We start from the raw sequence: 16,622 nt of genomic DNA on the forward strand, positions 1-16,622 counted from the left end.
GTGATTTTGGAAGCTGCGATGCTGCAAGTGAAGCCTGGTTTGACTACTGAATTTGAGCAAAGCTTCAAGGAGGCATCAAGCTTAATCTCCTCGATAGAAGGTTATATGGGCCATGAATTACAACATTGCTTGGAGGATGATCATAAGTATCTGTTGCTGGTGAAGTGGAGAACGCTTGAAGACCACACTGTTGGATTTAGAGAATCCAGCCAATATCAGGAATGGAAAGCACTCCTTCACCATTACTACGACCCATTTCCGGTAGTTGAGCATTTTACCCGCATTAATCTGGACTAAATGGAGGATACCGAATGAAGGCCAAGCTTGTTGGGGAAGGCAGAACAGCGGAGATCTGGCAGCATGACGATCAGAGGATTCTTAAATTGTACCGGGAGGATATAGCAGAGCAACACGTCAGCCGGGAATATAAAATCAGCCAGTTTGTACATGCGCGGGGTGTTCGGACCCCCCAGCCTTTTGAGCTTATTTCTGAACAGAATCGACAAGGTATCGTTTTTCAACAAATTCAGGGTCCCTCTTTACTAAAGGTGATGGGTGAGAAGCCTTGGAAAGTTACCCAATATGCCAGGCTGATGGCGGGGCTTCATTGTGATTTACATAAGCTTGAAACTACAGAGGAAATCGGCCAGCAAAAGGATATGCTGAAAAGTCAGATCATGGTTGCCCCTATGCTGAGCGAAGAGGAAAAATCCGTCATTTTGAAGTATCTGGAGAAGCTGCCGGAAGGCACTCGTTTATGTCATGGGGATTTTCATCCCGACAATGTGCTTATGGATGAACAGCTCTGGGTGATCGACTGGATGACGGGTGTAGTGGGAGAACCTGCTGGAGATGCTGCGCGTTCCGTAGTGATGTTCAGTTTGGGAGCTATGCCTCCGGGAGCTTCGGCCTTCTCCAAATTAATGTTAGGTTTTATAAGAAAAAGATTAACTAAGGGGTACATTCAAGAGTATCTCAGATTATCAGGACACACTTATGAGGACGTAGACCGCTGGATTTTGCCGATCGCTGCCGCACGTCTGGTGGAGGGGCTTTCGCCTCCAGAGAAGGAGCTGCTGGTAAAAGAAGTTCGTAAACGTCTACACACCTTAGCCGCAGAGGTAAGCTGATCATGGCACAAAAACGGAGGCGTATTCTATGACTACCTATATAGCGCTGCTGCGTGGAATTAACGTGGGCGGGAACAAAATTATTAAAATGTTGGACCTGAAGGCGATGTTTCAAGCGCTTGGATTTGCAAATGTACGAACGTATATTCAGAGCGGAAATGTCGTGTTTGAGAGTGATGAAGGTTCGGTGAGCCTGCTTAGCGGAGTCATTGAACGTCAGATTCATGAGGTTTTTGGATTCGAGGTCTCTGTTATTATCCGTACTTTAGCAGAAATGGAGAATGTGATCGCTAACGATCCCTTTCAGCTGTCCGAGCCAGAGGAATTCAAAAGATGGTATGTTACTTTTTTACCAGCCGAGCCTTCAGCGGAAGCATTGGATAAACTGCGCACTTATGAGAATGGACCGGATAAAGTGCATTTTGTCGGCAGAGAGATGTATATATTATATGAGGTCAGTGTGAGCCAATCGCCGCTTTTTAAAGTCCCTTTTGACAAAATACTCGGGATGCCCATTACCGCACGCAACTGGAACACGGTGAATAAGCTTGTTGCCATAGGCAAGATGGAATAACATAGTTTGGATTGAACAGGGTACCGAAAGGCTCCACATTGTGGGGTCTTTTTTGCGTGCCGGCAGCCTCATTTATTCAGCAAACATTCAGCTTGCACTCATTGAGAGTTAAGGTATGGATGAAATAATACACCTACGGAAAGCTTGGGCCGGAGTTACAGAACTGCCGGCATATAGAATGATCAAGGGATAGGAGTGAAATGGAGATGAGTTTTGCTAGAAAAATAAGCTCGGATCTTATACTGTGGCTCATTTTAATACTCGCTGCTTTTTTGTACGGTTATGGAGTTTGGAATGACCACTATGTGAATACATACTACACCACTGCCGTGGGAAGTATGCTGCAAAACTTTCATAATTTCTTCTTCGCTTCACTCGACTCTGCAGGTTCAGTCACGGTGGATAAACCACCAGTCACCTTTTGGATTCAGACTCTTAGCGCACTCATTTTCGGGCTGCATGGCTGGAGTGTGATTTTACCTCAGGCGCTTGGGGGCGTGGGCTCCGTGTTGCTCGTATACCTTCTGGTAAAACCTACCTTTGGTAAAGCAGCTGCACGTTTAGCAGCGCTGGCCATGGCAACAACTCCAGTAGCGGCGGCTGTTAGCCGGACGAATAACATTGATGCTCTGTTAGTATTCACGTTACTGTTGGCGGTTTGGTTTTTATTTAAAGGAACGAAGAGTAATAAGCTGGGCAGTCTCCTTGCCGCATTTGCTTTAATCGGTGTTGGGTTTAATGAGAAGATGCTGCAGGCTTATATGGTTTTGCCGGCATTTTATCTCTTTTATGTCTTGGCTGCGAAAGTGAACTGGAAGCGGAAAACCGGAGTATTAGCGGCTTCGACAGCTATATTACTCGTGGTCTCGTTATCCTGGGCAGTGATAGTGGATTCAATTCCCGCTAGTAAACGACCTTATATCGGCAGCAGCGGTACTAACTCCGTGCTCAATCTTGCCTTTGGTTATAATGGTGTCGCCCGATTGACGGGTGATCGGGGGACAGGTGGTGGCGGAGGTGGAATGCCTTCAATGAATGGTGGTGAGATGCCGAACATGAATGGCGAGATGCCAGCTATGAACGGTGAAAGACCCGCTATGAACGGGGCAGATGCTGAAAATGGTACGGATAGCGGACGTGGAGCATTTTCGGGTCGGCAAGGCATAAATTCAACCTCAGACAGTCAAAATGGCACCGATGATGGAGGTTCTCCAGGGCAACCACCCGGCGGTGGAACAGATAATCAAAACCGGCAATTTGGTGGTGAAGGTGGGGGCCAAGGACAACGCGGCGGCATGAATGGCGGCGGTGGCGGAATGTTCAATACTGGAACCGCAGGTCCACTGCGCCTGTTCCAATCAGAGCTGTCAGGTCAGGCAAGCTGGCTGCTGCCTTTTGTATTGTTTGGTTGTATTGGATTATTCGCTAATCTGCGGAGAAGGAACTTTACGCAAGGGCATAAAGAAGCTCTATTCTGGTTAGCATGGCTGGTGCCGGTGATGGGATTCTTCAGTATTGCGGGATTCTTCCATCAATATTATCTGGTGATGATGGCTCCGCCGATAGCCGCGCTGGTCGGTGCAGGCTGGTCAAAGCTCTGGAGTCTGTATCGCGAGCACTCTGGTTGGCTGTCATGGCTATTGCCAGTTGCAACGCTGGTTACAGCAGCTTTTCAGTGGTACATTATTCATCCTTATGACGATACGATTGGCAGGGGCTGGTCGATTGGTATTCTGGCTGCCGGTATAGTTATTTCTCTGGTGCTGGTCGTTCTTAAAGGCAAACAGAAGCCATTTGTTTTCTCGGCAAGTATTGTTGCTGTACTAGTATTGTTAATTGGCCCGCTCTACTGGGCAGCTACCCCAATTACTTATGGCCTGAACAGTCAAACCCCTGAAGCAGGACCAGGCAGCAGTGAGGGCAGAGGAGGAATGGGCGGCAATTCTAGCAACTTTGGACGTAATAGCGCCACAAGTGCGAATGAGAGTCTGTTGTCCTATCTGGAGGAAAATAATACTGGGGAGCCTTATCTGTTTGCCGTATTGGATTATGGCACAGCAGCTCCTTATATCGTCGATAAGGGGGCATCGGTTGTTATTCTGAACGGGTTTTCCAATTCGGACACAGTATATACCACAGATACCCTAGAGGCGTTAGTAGAGAGTGGAAGGGTGAAATACTTCCTGCTGAGCAGCGGCGGTATGGGGGGGGGACGTGGAGGGAACTCTACGCTATCTACCTGGATTACCGACAATGGTACAGAGGTTCCAGCAGCGGATTGGGCAGGAAACGATGCTGGTAACAGCGGAACGTTATACAAAGTTACAGTTAACTAGTTCAGTGTTTTAGGATACGAAGCGTGCTAATACATTTACAGGCACGCTTCAGCATTCAAATTAAAGGAGGAGCTGCTCATGAGTATCAACGTGCGCTATTCCATTATTATACCGATGTTTAATGAAGAGGCAGTCATTCAGGAAACGTATCGTCGTATTAAAAAAGTGATGGCAATGACGGAGGAAGTGTATGAGCTGATCTTCGTGAATGACGGCAGCACCGACAACTGTGCCCAGATGATCGAGGAATATAGCTACTGGGATGAGAGTGTGAAGCTGATCGATTTGTCACGTAACTTTGGACATCAGATCGCTATTACTGCCGGAATGGACTATGCCCTTGGGGATGCAGTTGTCATTATTGATGCTGATTTGCAAGACCCGCCTGAGCTGATCTTGGACATGATTGCGGAATGGAAGAAGGGGTATGAAGTTGTATATGCTAAGCGGGTGAAGCGAAACGGTGAATCCCTATTCAAAAAGTGGACGGCCAGCCTCTTTTATAGAATTCTGCGTTATTCAACCGATATTTCTATCCCTGTGGATACGGGTGATTTTCGGCTTATAGATCGTAGGGTCTGCGAAGAGCTCAAACGTCTACCGGAGAAAAACCGTTTCGTGCGCGGACTGGTCAGCTGGGTTGGTTTCCGTCAGAAGGCGATTGAATATGAACGGGATGAACGTCTGGCGGGGGAAACTAAATATCCACTAAAACGTATGATCAAGCTCTCTTTGGACGGAATCACCTCCTTTTCCTATAAGCCGCTGAAGCTGGCAGGATATTTGGGCGCACTGCTGTCGGCTTCTGGTTTTCTGTACCTTATGTATGTTTTGTACCTGGTGATTTTTACAGACTCAGTTGTTAAGGGCTGGGCTTCGATGATTGGAATTACGCTGACCTTCAACGGATTTGTACTCATTATGCTAGGAATACTAGGTGAATATGTCGGCCGGATTTATGACGAAACTAAGGGACGTCCGCTTTATATTGTCCAAGAGTTCTATGAAGGTAAGGGGCAGCAAAAGAACATTCGTGAGCACCCTGTGACCCATCTCCGTAAATAAACTGCAAGGGAGGGATTCATGATGAAGATTAGAAAAGCTGTCATTCCCGCCGCGGGCTTAGGCACTCGTTTCCTGCCTGCCACTAAGGCTCAGCCAAAAGAAATGCTGCCCATTGTGGATAAACCAGCGATTCAATATATCGTAGAAGAAGCCGTCCGCTCTGGTATTGAAAGTATTATCATCGTGACCGGCCGCAATAAGAAGTCGATTGAAGATCATTTTGATAAATCGGTGGAGCTGGAGCAGACGCTTTTGGAAAAAGGGAAAGAGGATCTACTTCGTGAAGTCCAGCTAATCAGTGAGCTAGCGAGCATCCATTACATTAGGCAAAAAGAGCCGCTGGGACTAGGCCATGCCATCCTTTGTGCGGAACAATTTATCGGTGATGAACCTTTTGCTGTTTTGCTTGGTGACGATATTATGGTTTCGGAGGACCCGGCGCTGCTGCAGATGATGAGATTGTATGAGCAAGAGGAGCAGACTATCGTCGGTGTGCAGCAGGTGCCACGGCAGGAGGTTAACAAATATGGGATTATAGCTTCCAGCGGCTCACTAAATGGAGTTCATGAAGTAAAAGGATTGGTAGAGAAGCCCTCGCCTGAAACAGCACCTTCAGAATACGCCATTATGGGGCGATACATTTTGGAGCCTTCGATATTCTCAGTGCTGGCTAACCTCAAACGTGGAGCGGGCGGTGAATATCAACTGACGGATGCTTTGCACGAGGTATGCCGGCAAGAAGGATTGCTGGCGCTGGATTTAATCGGCAAACGTTATGATATTGGTGATAAATTTGGTTACATTAAAGCCACACTGGAGGTAGGTTTGATGCGGGAGGATTTGCGCCCATTATTGGTTCCGTATTTGCAGGAGCTGGCTGCTAGTCTTAAGGGAAGAGAAGAAGAAGTGGATTCCTTGCATTGGAGTATACACAGTTGAGGGAGAGAAACTGTTTCAAACGATCATAACATCGGCTTTGGCGGTGGGATGAGGTTTTGAAGCAGTTTTTTGCGTGCGGTGTTCAAAGGACGGTGAGGGACGAGCAAATAAGTGTACTTTATACAATTAAAAGTATGGGGGACAGCTGCAAATCGATTTAGTTGCACTTGATACATCTATATCTTTACATTTTAGCTAGAATGCTCAGTTAGCCTGTTTTTAGTTGCATAAAATACACTTAAAACAGCCGTGTGGGTGTTATTGTATGAAATAGCTGCATCAAGTGCAGTTATTTTTAAATTTCGTAACTTGCTTCTCCTGGGTGACGAAAAAATCCGAAAGACCGATTCCTAAGAATCATCCTCCGGATTTATGTTTTGAGTATAGATTAAGCTTTCAGCACATCATGATCAACGTAACGCGCACCATTTAACTCGCTAATTACATTAATAGCTACCTTCGCACCATCGCCTGCGGTAATAATGGCATGTACACTTACTCCAGCAACAGTACCAGCTGCCCAAATGCCTGCGATATTCGTTTTGCCTTCAGCATCAACGGCTACTACAGTTTTGATTCTTGGCTCTGTACCATCCTTAGTCTCTACGCCAGCTTTGGCAGCTAGATCTGTAAGGGCGCCTGTGGCGAGAATGACATGTTTTGCTTCATAGATAATTCCATCTTCAGTTTCAATGACAAAACCATTGCCGCTGGAGGTGAGGTTGATAGCCTGTTCGGAAACCAGCTCAGCGCCAAATTTAACGGCTTGCTTGTGGCCGGTTTCGACCAGCTCAGGACCACCTACTTCGGAAATTCCATAAAAGTTCTCAAACCAACCTCTGCGGGTCATGCCCTTATCGTTGTCGATCAGCAGCGTTTTTTTGCCCGCCTTGGCGGCGAACAGGGCTGCGCTTGCACCGGCAGGACCGGCGCCAATTACGGCGATTTCGTACATGTATTTACCTCCTAAAAGTTTTGTGGAGCGATGCTCCTTAGAATGGACTACATAGCAAAACTGGCAACGAAAGCATACGCTTAAGTTTTGTGGAGCGACGCTCCAGTTCCTCTTAATTATAACGGTTGTTACTCTTCCTTGGCTAATCCTTCCTCGCAAGGCAGACTAACCGTAAACGTTGTGCCCTCGCCAACGGTGCTATTTACACTAATCTTGCCGTGATGTGCCTCGACAATAGATTTTGTAATGGAGAGACCCAACCCTGATCCGCCGTATTTACGTGTACGAGAGGAGTCACTGCGGTAGAATCGATCAAAGATATGTGGGATGTGCTCTCCGGGAATTCCGTAGCCATTATCCCGCACGCTTAATAGAGCTTGATTTCCTTCCGCTTGCAAAGAGAGATGAATGCTCCCTGTCGTGGCATTGGTATGCTGAACTGCATTGTGGAACAGATTCAGAATCACCTGCTTGAGCTTATAGGGATCATATTTACCACGGATGCCATAGGAGATATCAAATGTAACTTTACGTTGATCCGCGAGCAAAAGCAGATGCGGCTTCATTTCGTGAATTACCTCGCTGAGAATCAGATCAGTCATCTGCAGCTGTGGAGCTCCATCCATTCGAGCGAGCAGTAGCAGATCCTCGACCAGCTTGTTGATCCGTTTCGATTCACCATGCATGCTTCGCAACGAGTTATATAACTGTTCTTTATTATCGGCGGCGCCCCGCAGCAAGACCTCAAGAAAACCGTGTATTGAGGTAAGCGGAGTTCTAAGCTCGTGGGAAGCATCGGCAGCGAACCTGCGCATCTGCTCCTTGGCCTCCCGTTCATTATGAAAGGATATTTCGAGACGTTCGAGCATACCATTGAATGAATGAGCAAGCTTGTCGATCTCGGCTTGTCCTTGGTCAACTGGAAACCGAATGTCCAAATTACCGGCATTAATGATCTCAGCCGATTCTCCCATATTAGATAGAGGAACTAACGTCTTTCGCAGGGCCGGTAAGTATAGGAATAATCCAGTCAATAAAGCAATCACTGACAAACCTGCGTAGATCAGCAGCTGCTGCATTATCACATCCGTCAATGGCCCCGTGCTCACACTCATTTGCAGCAGTAATCTAGTATTTCCAGGCCTATAAAGATTCATGAATATGGCTAGATGTTCAGTGCCGTCTTCAGCTTGGATGAGCTTGTAATTTCCTGTTGCCCTATCCGTGGTGTGAATCAGCAGCGCATCGTATTGCTCATTGGTCAGCCTGGGTGCTGCTATATCTGAGAGGGTTAATTGCTGTAAATCCCTGAAGGTGCCATCCGAGCTGTACATGGCGAGAGTTGTATGGGCATCAAGCAGAAGCGGGCGCCGGTTCTCGCCAGTTCGCAGCCCACTTGGCATTTTATTCATGTCTTCTCTTTCCAACGGGAAATTGCTGTTAAACTCGTTGTTCGTGTCATTTATACCTGTGCTGTCCTCGTCATAGGAATTAAAAAAGTTAAAAAACATCTCACGGGGGACAGAACGTATTTGCGCTTCCATAGACTCGGCTCTATTGCTGTATATAAAATCTCGCATAAGGATATATTGTAAGACTCCAATTAGCAGCAGCAATCCTGATAGAATAAGCAGCGATGTGGCAAGCAGCTGTTTACGCAAGGAACGTGGTGCAGGCAGTCTGCGAAGCCATCTGAAGATGGGAGTGCTCATAGATCCACCCGGTAGCCTGCGCCCCGCAGGGTACGGATAATACGGTGCTCCTTATCTCCGAGCTTCTCACGAAGCGAACGGATATAGACCTCAACAATATTTTCCTCACCGCCAAAATCATAGCCCCACACTTTATCAAGAATCATAGGCTTGCTGAGTACAAGGCCGTGATTGATAACGAGATACTGTAATAACTCGTATTCCGTAGGGGAGAGTTCAAGTACTTCCTCCCTGAAGCGAATTTCCTTTCGCCGACTGTCAATTCGGAAAGGACCGCAGCGGACCTCACCTAGCAGCCCCGGAAACTGATTCCGCAGCCGCGCTTGGATCCGCGCTAGTAATTCATCAAAGCTGAAGGGCTTGACCATATAGTCGTCAGCACCAATAGATAGTCCTTTTACGCGATCATCCACTTCGTCTTTTGCAGTAAGCATGATGACAGCTACCTCTGTCTCTTCTGAGCGCAGATAGTGACATACCTCGAATCCATCCATACCCGGCATCATAACATCCAGGATAGCTACATGGGGCTTGAATTCAGCTGCAATCGAAATGGCGCTTAGCCCGTCCGACGCGGTTCGTACTTCAAAACCTTCGTTAAGGAGACCCAGCTCCAGGAACTGTAATATATGAGGCTCATCATCTACGAGCAGAAGTCGAACTCCTTGTACTGCTTTCATCATAGGTTCCTCCAAATCGGTGATAGATAGCTTCATTATGCCATATCCGGTTGAATGTTTGCTGAAGACCGAATGATTCTTTTTCTAGAATAAATGAGTGAATTTCTTTCACATGGCTTTAAATTGGTTAATCTAGTTATAAGGAATATTAACGTGTTTAATGACAAACAGGGTTAAAAATTCCGGATTTTCGGAATTGCGATAAAGGGTTTTGACGAAGAATATAGAACACTTTACAATAAGGATAATCTCCTGATTCAGGCTCCTGTTTTTGGAGAATGCTCTCCCTATTTTAGGTTAGATCATCCGAACGTGTAAAATTTCCTTCCTCGTTTTTTCAACTTTGTCATCTTCCTATCAAGGCTCATTTCTTTCTGGTGTATTTCTTTTCTAATTCACTTCTTTTTGGAATTCTGTTCATTCATCCTAGGTTTGCTGAACTTTATATTACCCATAAGTCAAGGGAGGCTTTTCCATGAAGAAAAAAGAAATGGTAGCCATGCTATTGGCTGGAGGCCAAGGCAAAAGATTGAAAGGTTTAACCAAATCGCTTGCCAAGCCCGCTGTCTATTTTGGGGGCACTTATCGGATCATCGACTTTCCTTTAAGTAACTGCTCCAACTCGGGTATTGATACTGTTGGTGTATTGACACAGTATGAGCCACTTATACTACATTCTTACATCGGAGTAGGCAGTGATTGGGATTTGAACCGTAAGAATGGTGGAGTATTCGTATTGCCACCGCATGAACGTGAGAATGGAAGCAGCTGGTATCGGGGAACAGCCGATGCGATTTATCGAAATCTTAAATTTGTAGATCAGTTCGACCCCGAGCATGTTCTTATTCTATCCGGTGATCACATTTATAAAATGGATTATCATGCTATGCTGCAATACCACAAGGAGAGAAACGCAGATTGCACGATTTCTGTGATTGACGTTCCGCTGGAGGAAGCAAGTCGATTTGGAATCTTAAATACGGAGGACGATCTGAAAATTTACGAATTTGAAGAGAAGCCTGCACAGCCAAAAAGCACGCTAGCTTCTATGGGTGTGTACATCTTTAAATGGGAAATTCTCCGCAAGCATTTGCTGGAGGACGGAGAGAATATAGGGTCATCTCACGATTTTGGTAAGGATATCATCCCTTTGATGCTGGAAGACGGGAACTCTTTATTTGCGTACCCTTTTGAAGGGTATTGGAGAGACGTTGGTACGGTAGCAAGCCTGTGGGAAGCGAATATGGATTTACTGAGCGATAATCCACCGCTTAATCTAAATGATCCCAGCTGGCGCATATTTACACGCAATCCGAATCAACCTGCTCAATATGTTGCACCTGGGGCGAAAGTGTCAGGATGCATTATTAATGAAGGCTGCATTGTGCATGGTGAAGTGAAGCACTCGGTTCTTTTTTATGGCGTAGAAGTAGGTGAAGGCAGTGTGATTACGGACTCCGTAATTATGCCTAAGGTTAAGATTGGTAAGAACGTACGCATTCATAAAGCGATTATTAGTGAAAATACGGTAATCGACGATTATATGGAAATAGGCATCGAGCGGGAGAACGAGAACGAAATTCTGCTGATCGACAATAAAAGCAAAAAACGTAAATCAGCTGTGGCCAAAACCATATAATCAAGCTAAAACGCCTTCGGCGTCCTTCTAGGGACGGTAAGCGTTTATGCGAGATTTATAAGGATAAAGTATATAGTGAAACTTATACTTTCTTATAAATTATAAGAGGACGGTGGATTCCGATGAAGCAACTCATGGGTGTAATTAATCTGGATCATGAACTCGATAAACTAAATGAACTCACTTATTTCCGCTGTGGTGCAGCCGTACCTTTTGCCAGTCGTTATCGGTTGATAGATTTCGTGCTTTCCAATATGATGCGTGCGGATCTGGAGAGCGTGGGCCTGTTTGTTCGCCGTAAATACCGTTCTTTAATGGACCATTTGGGTGACGGGAAATCTTGGGATATGAATCGCAAGCATGGGGGACTATTTATTTTGCCTCCGGACTGGAATGATCCCACCGATACTTCTCTTGGCGACCTTCAGCATTATCATAATAATCTGGATCTTTTTAAACGGGGATCTGCAAAATATATTGTGTTTTCCGGCAGCCAGCATATTAATACTATCGATCTCCAGGACTTGTACAGCTACCATTTGGAGAAGGGTGCCGATGTTACAGTAGTATACAAAAAAATAGAGCAATTGCAGCCAGAGCATGAGTTATGCCAGCGTATTGAAGTGGACGAAGAGAATAATGTGACCAATATCCATCATGAGAAGGATCATCCCAATTTATATCTCGATATCTTCATTATGGAGAAAAAACTGTTCCTGGAGCAGGTGGAACATTGCATTGCACATGGGGAGAGTTACTTTTTCCGTGATGTGATCCAGAAAAACCGCCATAAATTCAAAATCGCTGCTTATGAGTATCATGGCTATCATGCCGTAATTAATTCATTGGAAAGCTATTATAAGAATAGTCTGGAGCTGCTTCAGCAGGAGAATTACTTTAGTCTGTTCAAAGAAAGTCCAGTACAGACGAAGATTAAATATGAGGCTCCTACCCGATATTTAGAGAGCGCAAATGTCAGCAATTCACTGGTGGCTAACGGCTGCATTATAGCGGGAACGGTGGAGAACAGCGTGATCTTTCGTGGGGTTCAGGTACGTAAAGGAGCGAAGATCATCAACTCTGTAATTATGCAGAAGTGCATTATAGAGGAAGATGCTGTTATTGAGAATGTGATCATGGATAAGGACGTACATTTAAGTAAGAATCGAATTCTCGTCGGGGATAGTAAACGTCCATTTGTGATCGCCAAGAGCAGCAAAATATAAACCAACTGGATTAGATGAAACGAAACAGTATAACCTATCTGATCTACAGGCATAGTCTAATGCATCCCTAAAAAAAGCTTTTGTCAGGAGGAACCTGCTGTTGTTTAACGATAAAGAAACTTTCAAACAGGTGTTTCGCGAGACGCTCATCAGTAAATTGGGCAAACCTTTGGAGGAAGCCTCGAATGCTGATGTCTATAAAATATTAGGCAACATGATTCGCGAGAATGCCGGGAAAAATTGGGCGGATACCAATCAAAAGTACAAGACGGATAAGGATAAGCAGGTATACTATTTTTCTATGGAGTTTCTGATCGGAAGACTTCTGGGGAACAATCTGCTGAATATGGGCGTGCTGGAGGTCGTGCGTGAGGGATTGGCCGATCTTGGTTTCTCGCTGCAGGATATTGAGGAGGTAGAAGCCGACGCTGGGCTTGGCAATGGAGGACTTGGACGTCTAGCTGCTTGTTTCTTGGATTCACTGGCCTCCCTGCAATATGCGGGGCATGGTTGCGGCATACGTTATAAATACGGCCTGTTCGAGCAGAAAATCGTTGACGGGTATCAGGTGGAACTGCCCGATTACTGGCTGCAAAATGATAATGTATGGGAAGTGCGTCGTGAAGACAAGCAGGTAGAAGTAAGGTTCTGGGGCGTGATTGAGACTCGGGAGGAGAACGGGCGGCTTATCTTTGAGCATAGTCAATATGAGGCCGTTCGTGCAGTTCCGTATGATGTGCCTATCATTGGTGCAGATCGGCGGCATGTGAATACACTGCGCAACTGGAGCGCGGAGTCCATCACTCAGCCTACCAGAACCTTTGGCTCTTTTGCCGGATCAGACTATCATAAATTCCTGGAATATAAGCGTTCCGTAGAATCCATCTCGGAGTTCCTGTATCCGGATGACTCTCAATACGAAGGCAAGCTGTTGCGGTTGAAGCAGCAATACTTCCTCTGCAGCGCTGGCCTGCAAAGTATTCTGCGAACCTTTGGAAAGCTTGGACTCCCTATACAATCGCTGCCCGACAAGGTTGCGCTTCATATCAATGATACACATCCGACGCTTGTAATTCCTGAATTGCTGCGGATTCTGATGGATGTACATGGATTAGGATGGGATGAAGCGTGGAGTATTACAACTCGTATGGTGTCCTATACAAATCATACGATCTTGAGCGAAGCCCTGGAGAAATGGCCTATTCAAATGGTCAGGGACTTGCTTCCACGTATTTTTCTTATTATTGAAGAGATCAATGCCCGCTTCTGCGGCGAGCTGATGAGTCGTTATCCCGGTGATCAGGACCGGATTTCACAGATGGCAATTATTCATGACGATCAGGTTCGCATGGCCCATCTGGCGATTGTGGCGAGCCATAGTGTCAATGGGGTAGCGGCGCTGCATACAGAAATATTGATGAAACGCGAAATGCGGCTCTTTAATGAAATGTACCCGCACCGCTTCAATAATAAGACGAATGGGATTACTCACCGGCGCTGGCTGATGCATGCCAATCCGGATCTGGCTAACCTTATCAATCAATCGATAGGAACCCGCTGGATGAGCCATCCGCAAGAGATGATTGGCTTGATTAAATATTGTGAGGATGCATCTTTCCAGGAACAAGTGGCCAGCATAAAACGGCGGAATAAGCTCAAGTTGGCTGAATACATCTACAGCAAGCATTCGGTACATGTAGACCCCGACTCTATTTTTGATGTTCAGGTGAAGCGCCTGCATGCTTATAAGCGGCAGCTGCTAAATATTTTGCATATTCTGCATATGTACAACCAAATCAAAGATAATCCTTCGATGGATATGGTACCGCGCACATTTATATTCGGAGCAAAGGCGGCACCAAGCTATCATTTGGCGAAGCGAATTATCAAGCTGATCAATACTGTGGCGGAGGCTGTCAACAAGGATCCGGATGTTAAAGGCAAGATCCGTATCTTTTTCCTTGAGAATTATTCGGTATCCTTGGCCGAGAAGATCATTCCTGCTGCGGATATTAGTGAACAGATTTCTACAGCGAGTAAAGAGGCTTCCGGTACGGGGAATATGAAGTTTATGATGAACGGTGCATTAACCGTAGGTACGATGGACGGTGCTAACGTGGAAATGCATGAGATGGTAGGGGACAACAATATGTTCCTGTTCGGTCTTCGTGCTGAGCAGGTAATGGATTATTATCAGCATGGCGGCTATCACGCACGTGATATCTACAATGGGGATAGCCGTGTGAAGGAAGTATTGGATCAGTTGGTTAATCCGGGACCTATATGCTGTCATGGTGCGGAGTTTGAGACTATTTTCCATTCTCTTTTGGATAATAACGATGAATTCTTTGTGCTTAAGGATTTCGCAAGTTATGTCGAGACTCATGTCGAGATTGACCGGGCATACCGCAACCGTCAGGAGTGGCTGAAAAAGTCTATTATAAATATTGGTCATTCCGGTAAATTCTCAAGTGATAACACGATTAGCCGCTACGCGGCGGAGATTTGGAATATCAGTCCGGTACGGCTATAGGCTCAACAAGAATAGGCTGTCTTATAAGTAGGAGATTCCTACAAATGAGACAGCCTATTTCTTATGCTCTATAGAGCTGCTTTAGATAACTTCCGATACCAGGGCTGCGAACCGCTCCAGGAACCGGCGTTCCTCATCATCAAAACGATCTTTCAGCGGACTGTCGATGTCGAGTACGCCAAGCAAACGATCATCCTTGATCAGCGGGACGACAATTTCGCTGTTTGAAGCGGCGTCACAGGCGATATGTCCCGGGAATGCATGCACATCTCCTACTACTAACGTGCGTCGTTCCGCAGCAGCCGTTCCGCAGACTCCACGAGATAACGGGATGCGGATGCAGGCAGGAAGACCTTGGAAAGGCCCGAGCACAAGCTCCTTGCCATCAAATAAATAAAAACCGGCCCAATTCGTATCCGGCATAGCGTGTTTAAGCAGTGCCGAAGCATTGGCCAGGTTGGCCGTTGCACTTGGTTCGTCCTTTACTAATGCTTCTAGTTGGATTAGAACCGCTTCAAACTGCTCGTTGCGTGTTCCATCGTAAGGCATAGCTTGAAACATGAAGCATCACCTTCCTGTACTTTAAATTCAAATATGAACTCCTAACTGTAATTATCAACATAGTACAGCTAGACATAATACGTCAAGCGACAATACCAATCTGTAACAATATGGAATGTTCCTTGAAGTCCATGAAATGCGGAACAGCCACAATAATGTTTCCGGGGATCGGTCAGAGGGTAATGCTAGTATAAATACCGAAGGCTATATAGCCGGAAGAGGTGGAATATGCGCGCTGATGTACAGAACTTGTTCATAGGAATTCATATGCTTTATTGTGCACGGGATAAAGATGTGACGATCTCAGAGATGCTGCTCGGACTTGAAGATCTGGGGTATCGTGTAGGAGAACGCGAAGTGAAACAGGAATTGGAAAAGCTGACACTGGACAACTTTCTGACTGCCCATACCGAAGGGTATAGTATTACGGGGACTGGAATTGAAGAGTTCAAGGATATTCGAGCCAAACTTCAGGTGTTATGCAGTGAAGTTATTCATGAAGCGGAATGAAATCATTGTAGTTAAGTTTAATAAAAAGACGTCTGCATTTAGGGAGTGTTTGCTCCCTGCTGCAGACGTCTTTTTACGTTAACGCGTAGAATTTGTTCTTTTCAATGTTAAAGAATTTAGAACTTTTATCTTAAGGATATACTCTTGAATGATGTATAATTGATAAGTTGAAGGGGGGCAGAGACTTGTATATCTGCAATGGAGTGATACCCACACTGGTCGGCAGTAGAGTGAAGCTGTGTGCTATGACTACTGAACATGCTTCAGCATTGTATCAGATCTGGTCTCATCCAGAGGTCACCCGCTGGCTGGGGGCTCCAGCATTATCCTCTATCGAAGAGACTAAGCAACTGATTGCATTTTTATCACAGATGGCTCAGGAAGAGGACAGCTTACGCTGGAGTATTGTAGGACCCGGAGGTGAAGTTATAGGGAGCTGCGGGTATAACTATTGGCAGTTACAGGGAGCTTACCGCGGGGAAATTGGCTGCGATCTGGCGCCTGCCTTTTGGGGGCTTGGATATATGAAAGAAGCGCTTGGTTTAGTGCTCGACTTCGGCTTTAATAGGATGGGGCTGAATCGGATAGAAGCGCTGTGTCATCCTGATAATAATCGTGCGCAGAGGCTGGTTCAAACGCTCGGCTTTCAGAAGGAAGGTATATTACGTCAATATCGTCAGACACCTTCCGGCTTTCAGGATGTGACTCTACATGCGCTTCTGCGTGGGGAATGGCAATGATTTTATTACATAAAGAGAGGGT

15 protein-coding genes are annotated in these 16,622 nt (G+C 45.9%); 11 read left to right on the forward strand and 4 right to left on the reverse strand.

The window, feature by feature from the left end:
* The 6 genes from NSQ91_RS02935 to galU all read left to right on the forward strand — a co-directional run bounded on the left by NSQ91_RS02935 (position 1) and on the right by galU (position 6,044).
* Positions 1–297, forward strand: coding sequence for an antibiotic biosynthesis monooxygenase family protein (locus NSQ91_RS02935; RefSeq protein ID WP_036676767.1), 297 nt, complete (start codon positions 1–3; stop codon positions 295–297).
* 14 nt (positions 298–311) lie between these two features.
* On the forward strand, positions 312–1,130 hold the full coding sequence (locus tag NSQ91_RS02940; RefSeq protein ID WP_076186267.1) for a phosphotransferase family protein: 819 nt from the start codon (positions 312–314) through the stop codon (positions 1,128–1,130).
* A gap of 28 nt (positions 1,131–1,158) precedes the next feature.
* Entirely contained in the window at positions 1,159–1,704 is a 546-nt protein-coding gene (locus tag NSQ91_RS02945; protein WP_340916344.1) for a DUF1697 domain-containing protein, read from the forward strand.
* A 206-nt stretch (positions 1,705–1,910) separates the two neighbouring features.
* Positions 1,911–4,040: a glycosyltransferase family 39 protein gene (locus tag NSQ91_RS02950; RefSeq protein WP_340916345.1), complete on the forward strand. Its 2,130-nt coding sequence runs from the start codon at positions 1,911–1,913 to the stop codon at positions 4,038–4,040.
* Between the two features lie 78 nt (positions 4,041–4,118).
* Positions 4,119–5,105, forward strand: a complete 987-nt coding sequence (locus tag NSQ91_RS02955; RefSeq protein WP_076138397.1) for a glycosyltransferase family 2 protein — start codon at positions 4,119–4,121, stop codon at positions 5,103–5,105.
* Positions 5,106–5,123: 18 nt separating this feature from the next.
* Positions 5,124–6,044: a UTP--glucose-1-phosphate uridylyltransferase GalU gene (gene galU, locus NSQ91_RS02960; protein ID WP_175617382.1), complete on the forward strand. Its 921-nt coding sequence runs from the start codon at positions 5,124–5,126 to the stop codon at positions 6,042–6,044.
* A 388-nt stretch (positions 6,045–6,432) separates the two neighbouring features.
* Here galU and NSQ91_RS02965 read toward each other — a convergent pair whose 3' ends face one another.
* From NSQ91_RS02965 to NSQ91_RS02975, 3 genes are all read right to left on the reverse strand, one after another.
* Positions 6,433–6,999, reverse strand: coding sequence for an FAD-dependent oxidoreductase (locus NSQ91_RS02965; RefSeq protein ID WP_036676776.1), 567 nt, complete (start codon positions 6,997–6,999; stop codon positions 6,433–6,435).
* Between the two features lie 128 nt (positions 7,000–7,127).
* Positions 7,128–8,711 (reverse strand): sensor histidine kinase, encoded by a 1,584-nt coding sequence (locus NSQ91_RS02970; protein ID WP_076186276.1) that lies wholly within the window; start codon positions 8,709–8,711, stop codon positions 7,128–7,130.
* Positions 8,708–9,391 (reverse strand): response regulator transcription factor, encoded by a 684-nt coding sequence (locus NSQ91_RS02975; RefSeq protein ID WP_038568592.1) that lies wholly within the window; start codon positions 9,389–9,391, stop codon positions 8,708–8,710. Before NSQ91_RS02975 ends, NSQ91_RS02970 begins: the two co-directional genes overlap by 4 nt.
* 475 nt (positions 9,392–9,866) lie before the next feature.
* Between NSQ91_RS02975 and NSQ91_RS02980 the strand changes: the two genes are divergently transcribed.
* From NSQ91_RS02980 to NSQ91_RS02990, 3 genes are all read left to right on the forward strand, one after another.
* The gene (locus NSQ91_RS02980) at positions 9,867–11,030 is read left to right on the forward strand and encodes a glucose-1-phosphate adenylyltransferase (protein ID WP_038568594.1); all 1,164 of its coding nucleotides are present in this window, start codon (positions 9,867–9,869) and stop codon (positions 11,028–11,030) included.
* A 122-nt stretch (positions 11,031–11,152) separates the two neighbouring features.
* A complete protein-coding gene (glgD, locus tag NSQ91_RS02985) occupies positions 11,153–12,256 on the forward strand; it encodes a glucose-1-phosphate adenylyltransferase subunit GlgD (RefSeq protein ID WP_036676786.1) in 1,104 nt (367 codons plus the stop codon).
* Between the two features lie 100 nt (positions 12,257–12,356).
* Complete coding sequence (locus tag NSQ91_RS02990) at positions 12,357–14,789, forward strand: glycogen/starch/alpha-glucan phosphorylase (RefSeq protein WP_036676789.1); 2,433 nt, start codon at positions 12,357–12,359, stop codon at positions 14,787–14,789.
* Positions 14,790–14,870: 81 nt separating this feature from the next.
* Here NSQ91_RS02990 and NSQ91_RS02995 read toward each other — a convergent pair whose 3' ends face one another.
* Positions 14,871–15,350, reverse strand: a complete 480-nt coding sequence (locus NSQ91_RS02995; protein WP_036676791.1) for a GAF domain-containing protein — start codon at positions 15,348–15,350, stop codon at positions 14,871–14,873.
* Between the two features lie 228 nt (positions 15,351–15,578).
* On the opposite strand from NSQ91_RS02995, the gene NSQ91_RS03000 reads away from it, so the two are divergent.
* Together NSQ91_RS03000 and NSQ91_RS03005 are read left to right on the forward strand one after the other, a co-directional pair.
* On the forward strand, positions 15,579–15,860 hold the full coding sequence (locus NSQ91_RS03000) for a hypothetical protein (protein WP_036676794.1): 282 nt from the start codon (positions 15,579–15,581) through the stop codon (positions 15,858–15,860).
* 185 nt (positions 15,861–16,045) lie between these two features.
* The gene (locus NSQ91_RS03005) at positions 16,046–16,600 is read left to right on the forward strand and encodes a GNAT family N-acetyltransferase (protein WP_076305617.1); all 555 of its coding nucleotides are present in this window, start codon (positions 16,046–16,048) and stop codon (positions 16,598–16,600) included.
* Positions 16,601–16,622 lie beyond the last annotated feature (22 nt).

The sequence above is a fragment of the Paenibacillus sp. FSL R7-0048 genome (assembly GCF_038004505.1).
GTDB classification, from domain to species: Bacteria; Bacillota; Bacilli; order Paenibacillales; family Paenibacillaceae; genus Paenibacillus_AQ; species Paenibacillus_AQ odorifer.

Excerpts from the sequence above, each read along its gene's own strand:
- NSQ91_RS02940 (WP_076186267.1), top strand. The coding sequence starts at position 312 with ATGAAGGCCAAGCTTGTTGGGGAAGGCAGAACAGCGGAGATCTGGCAG.
- NSQ91_RS02945 (WP_340916344.1), top strand. The coding sequence starts at position 1,159 with ATGACTACCTATATAGCGCTGCTGCGTGGAATTAACGTGGGCGGGAAC.
- NSQ91_RS02950 (WP_340916345.1), top strand. The coding sequence starts at position 1,911 with ATGAGTTTTGCTAGAAAAATAAGCTCGGATCTTATACTGTGGCTCATT.
- NSQ91_RS02955 (WP_076138397.1), top strand. The coding sequence starts at position 4,119 with ATGAGTATCAACGTGCGCTATTCCATTATTATACCGATGTTTAATGAA.
- galU (WP_175617382.1), top strand. The coding sequence starts at position 5,124 with ATGATGAAGATTAGAAAAGCTGTCATTCCCGCCGCGGGCTTAGGCACT.
- NSQ91_RS02965 (WP_036676776.1), bottom strand. The coding sequence starts at position 6,999 with ATGTACGAAATCGCCGTAATTGGCGCCGGTCCTGCCGGTGCAAGCGCA.
- NSQ91_RS02970 (WP_076186276.1), bottom strand. The coding sequence starts at position 8,711 with ATGAGCACTCCCATCTTCAGATGGCTTCGCAGACTGCCTGCACCACGT.
- NSQ91_RS02975 (WP_038568592.1), bottom strand. The coding sequence starts at position 9,391 with ATGAAAGCAGTACAAGGAGTTCGACTTCTGCTCGTAGATGATGAGCCT.
- NSQ91_RS02980 (WP_038568594.1), top strand. The coding sequence starts at position 9,867 with ATGAAGAAAAAAGAAATGGTAGCCATGCTATTGGCTGGAGGCCAAGGC.
- glgD (WP_036676786.1), top strand. The coding sequence starts at position 11,153 with ATGAAGCAACTCATGGGTGTAATTAATCTGGATCATGAACTCGATAAA.
- NSQ91_RS02995 (WP_036676791.1), bottom strand. The coding sequence starts at position 15,350 with ATGTTTCAAGCTATGCCTTACGATGGAACACGCAACGAGCAGTTTGAA.
- NSQ91_RS03000 (WP_036676794.1), top strand. The coding sequence starts at position 15,579 with ATGCGCGCTGATGTACAGAACTTGTTCATAGGAATTCATATGCTTTAT.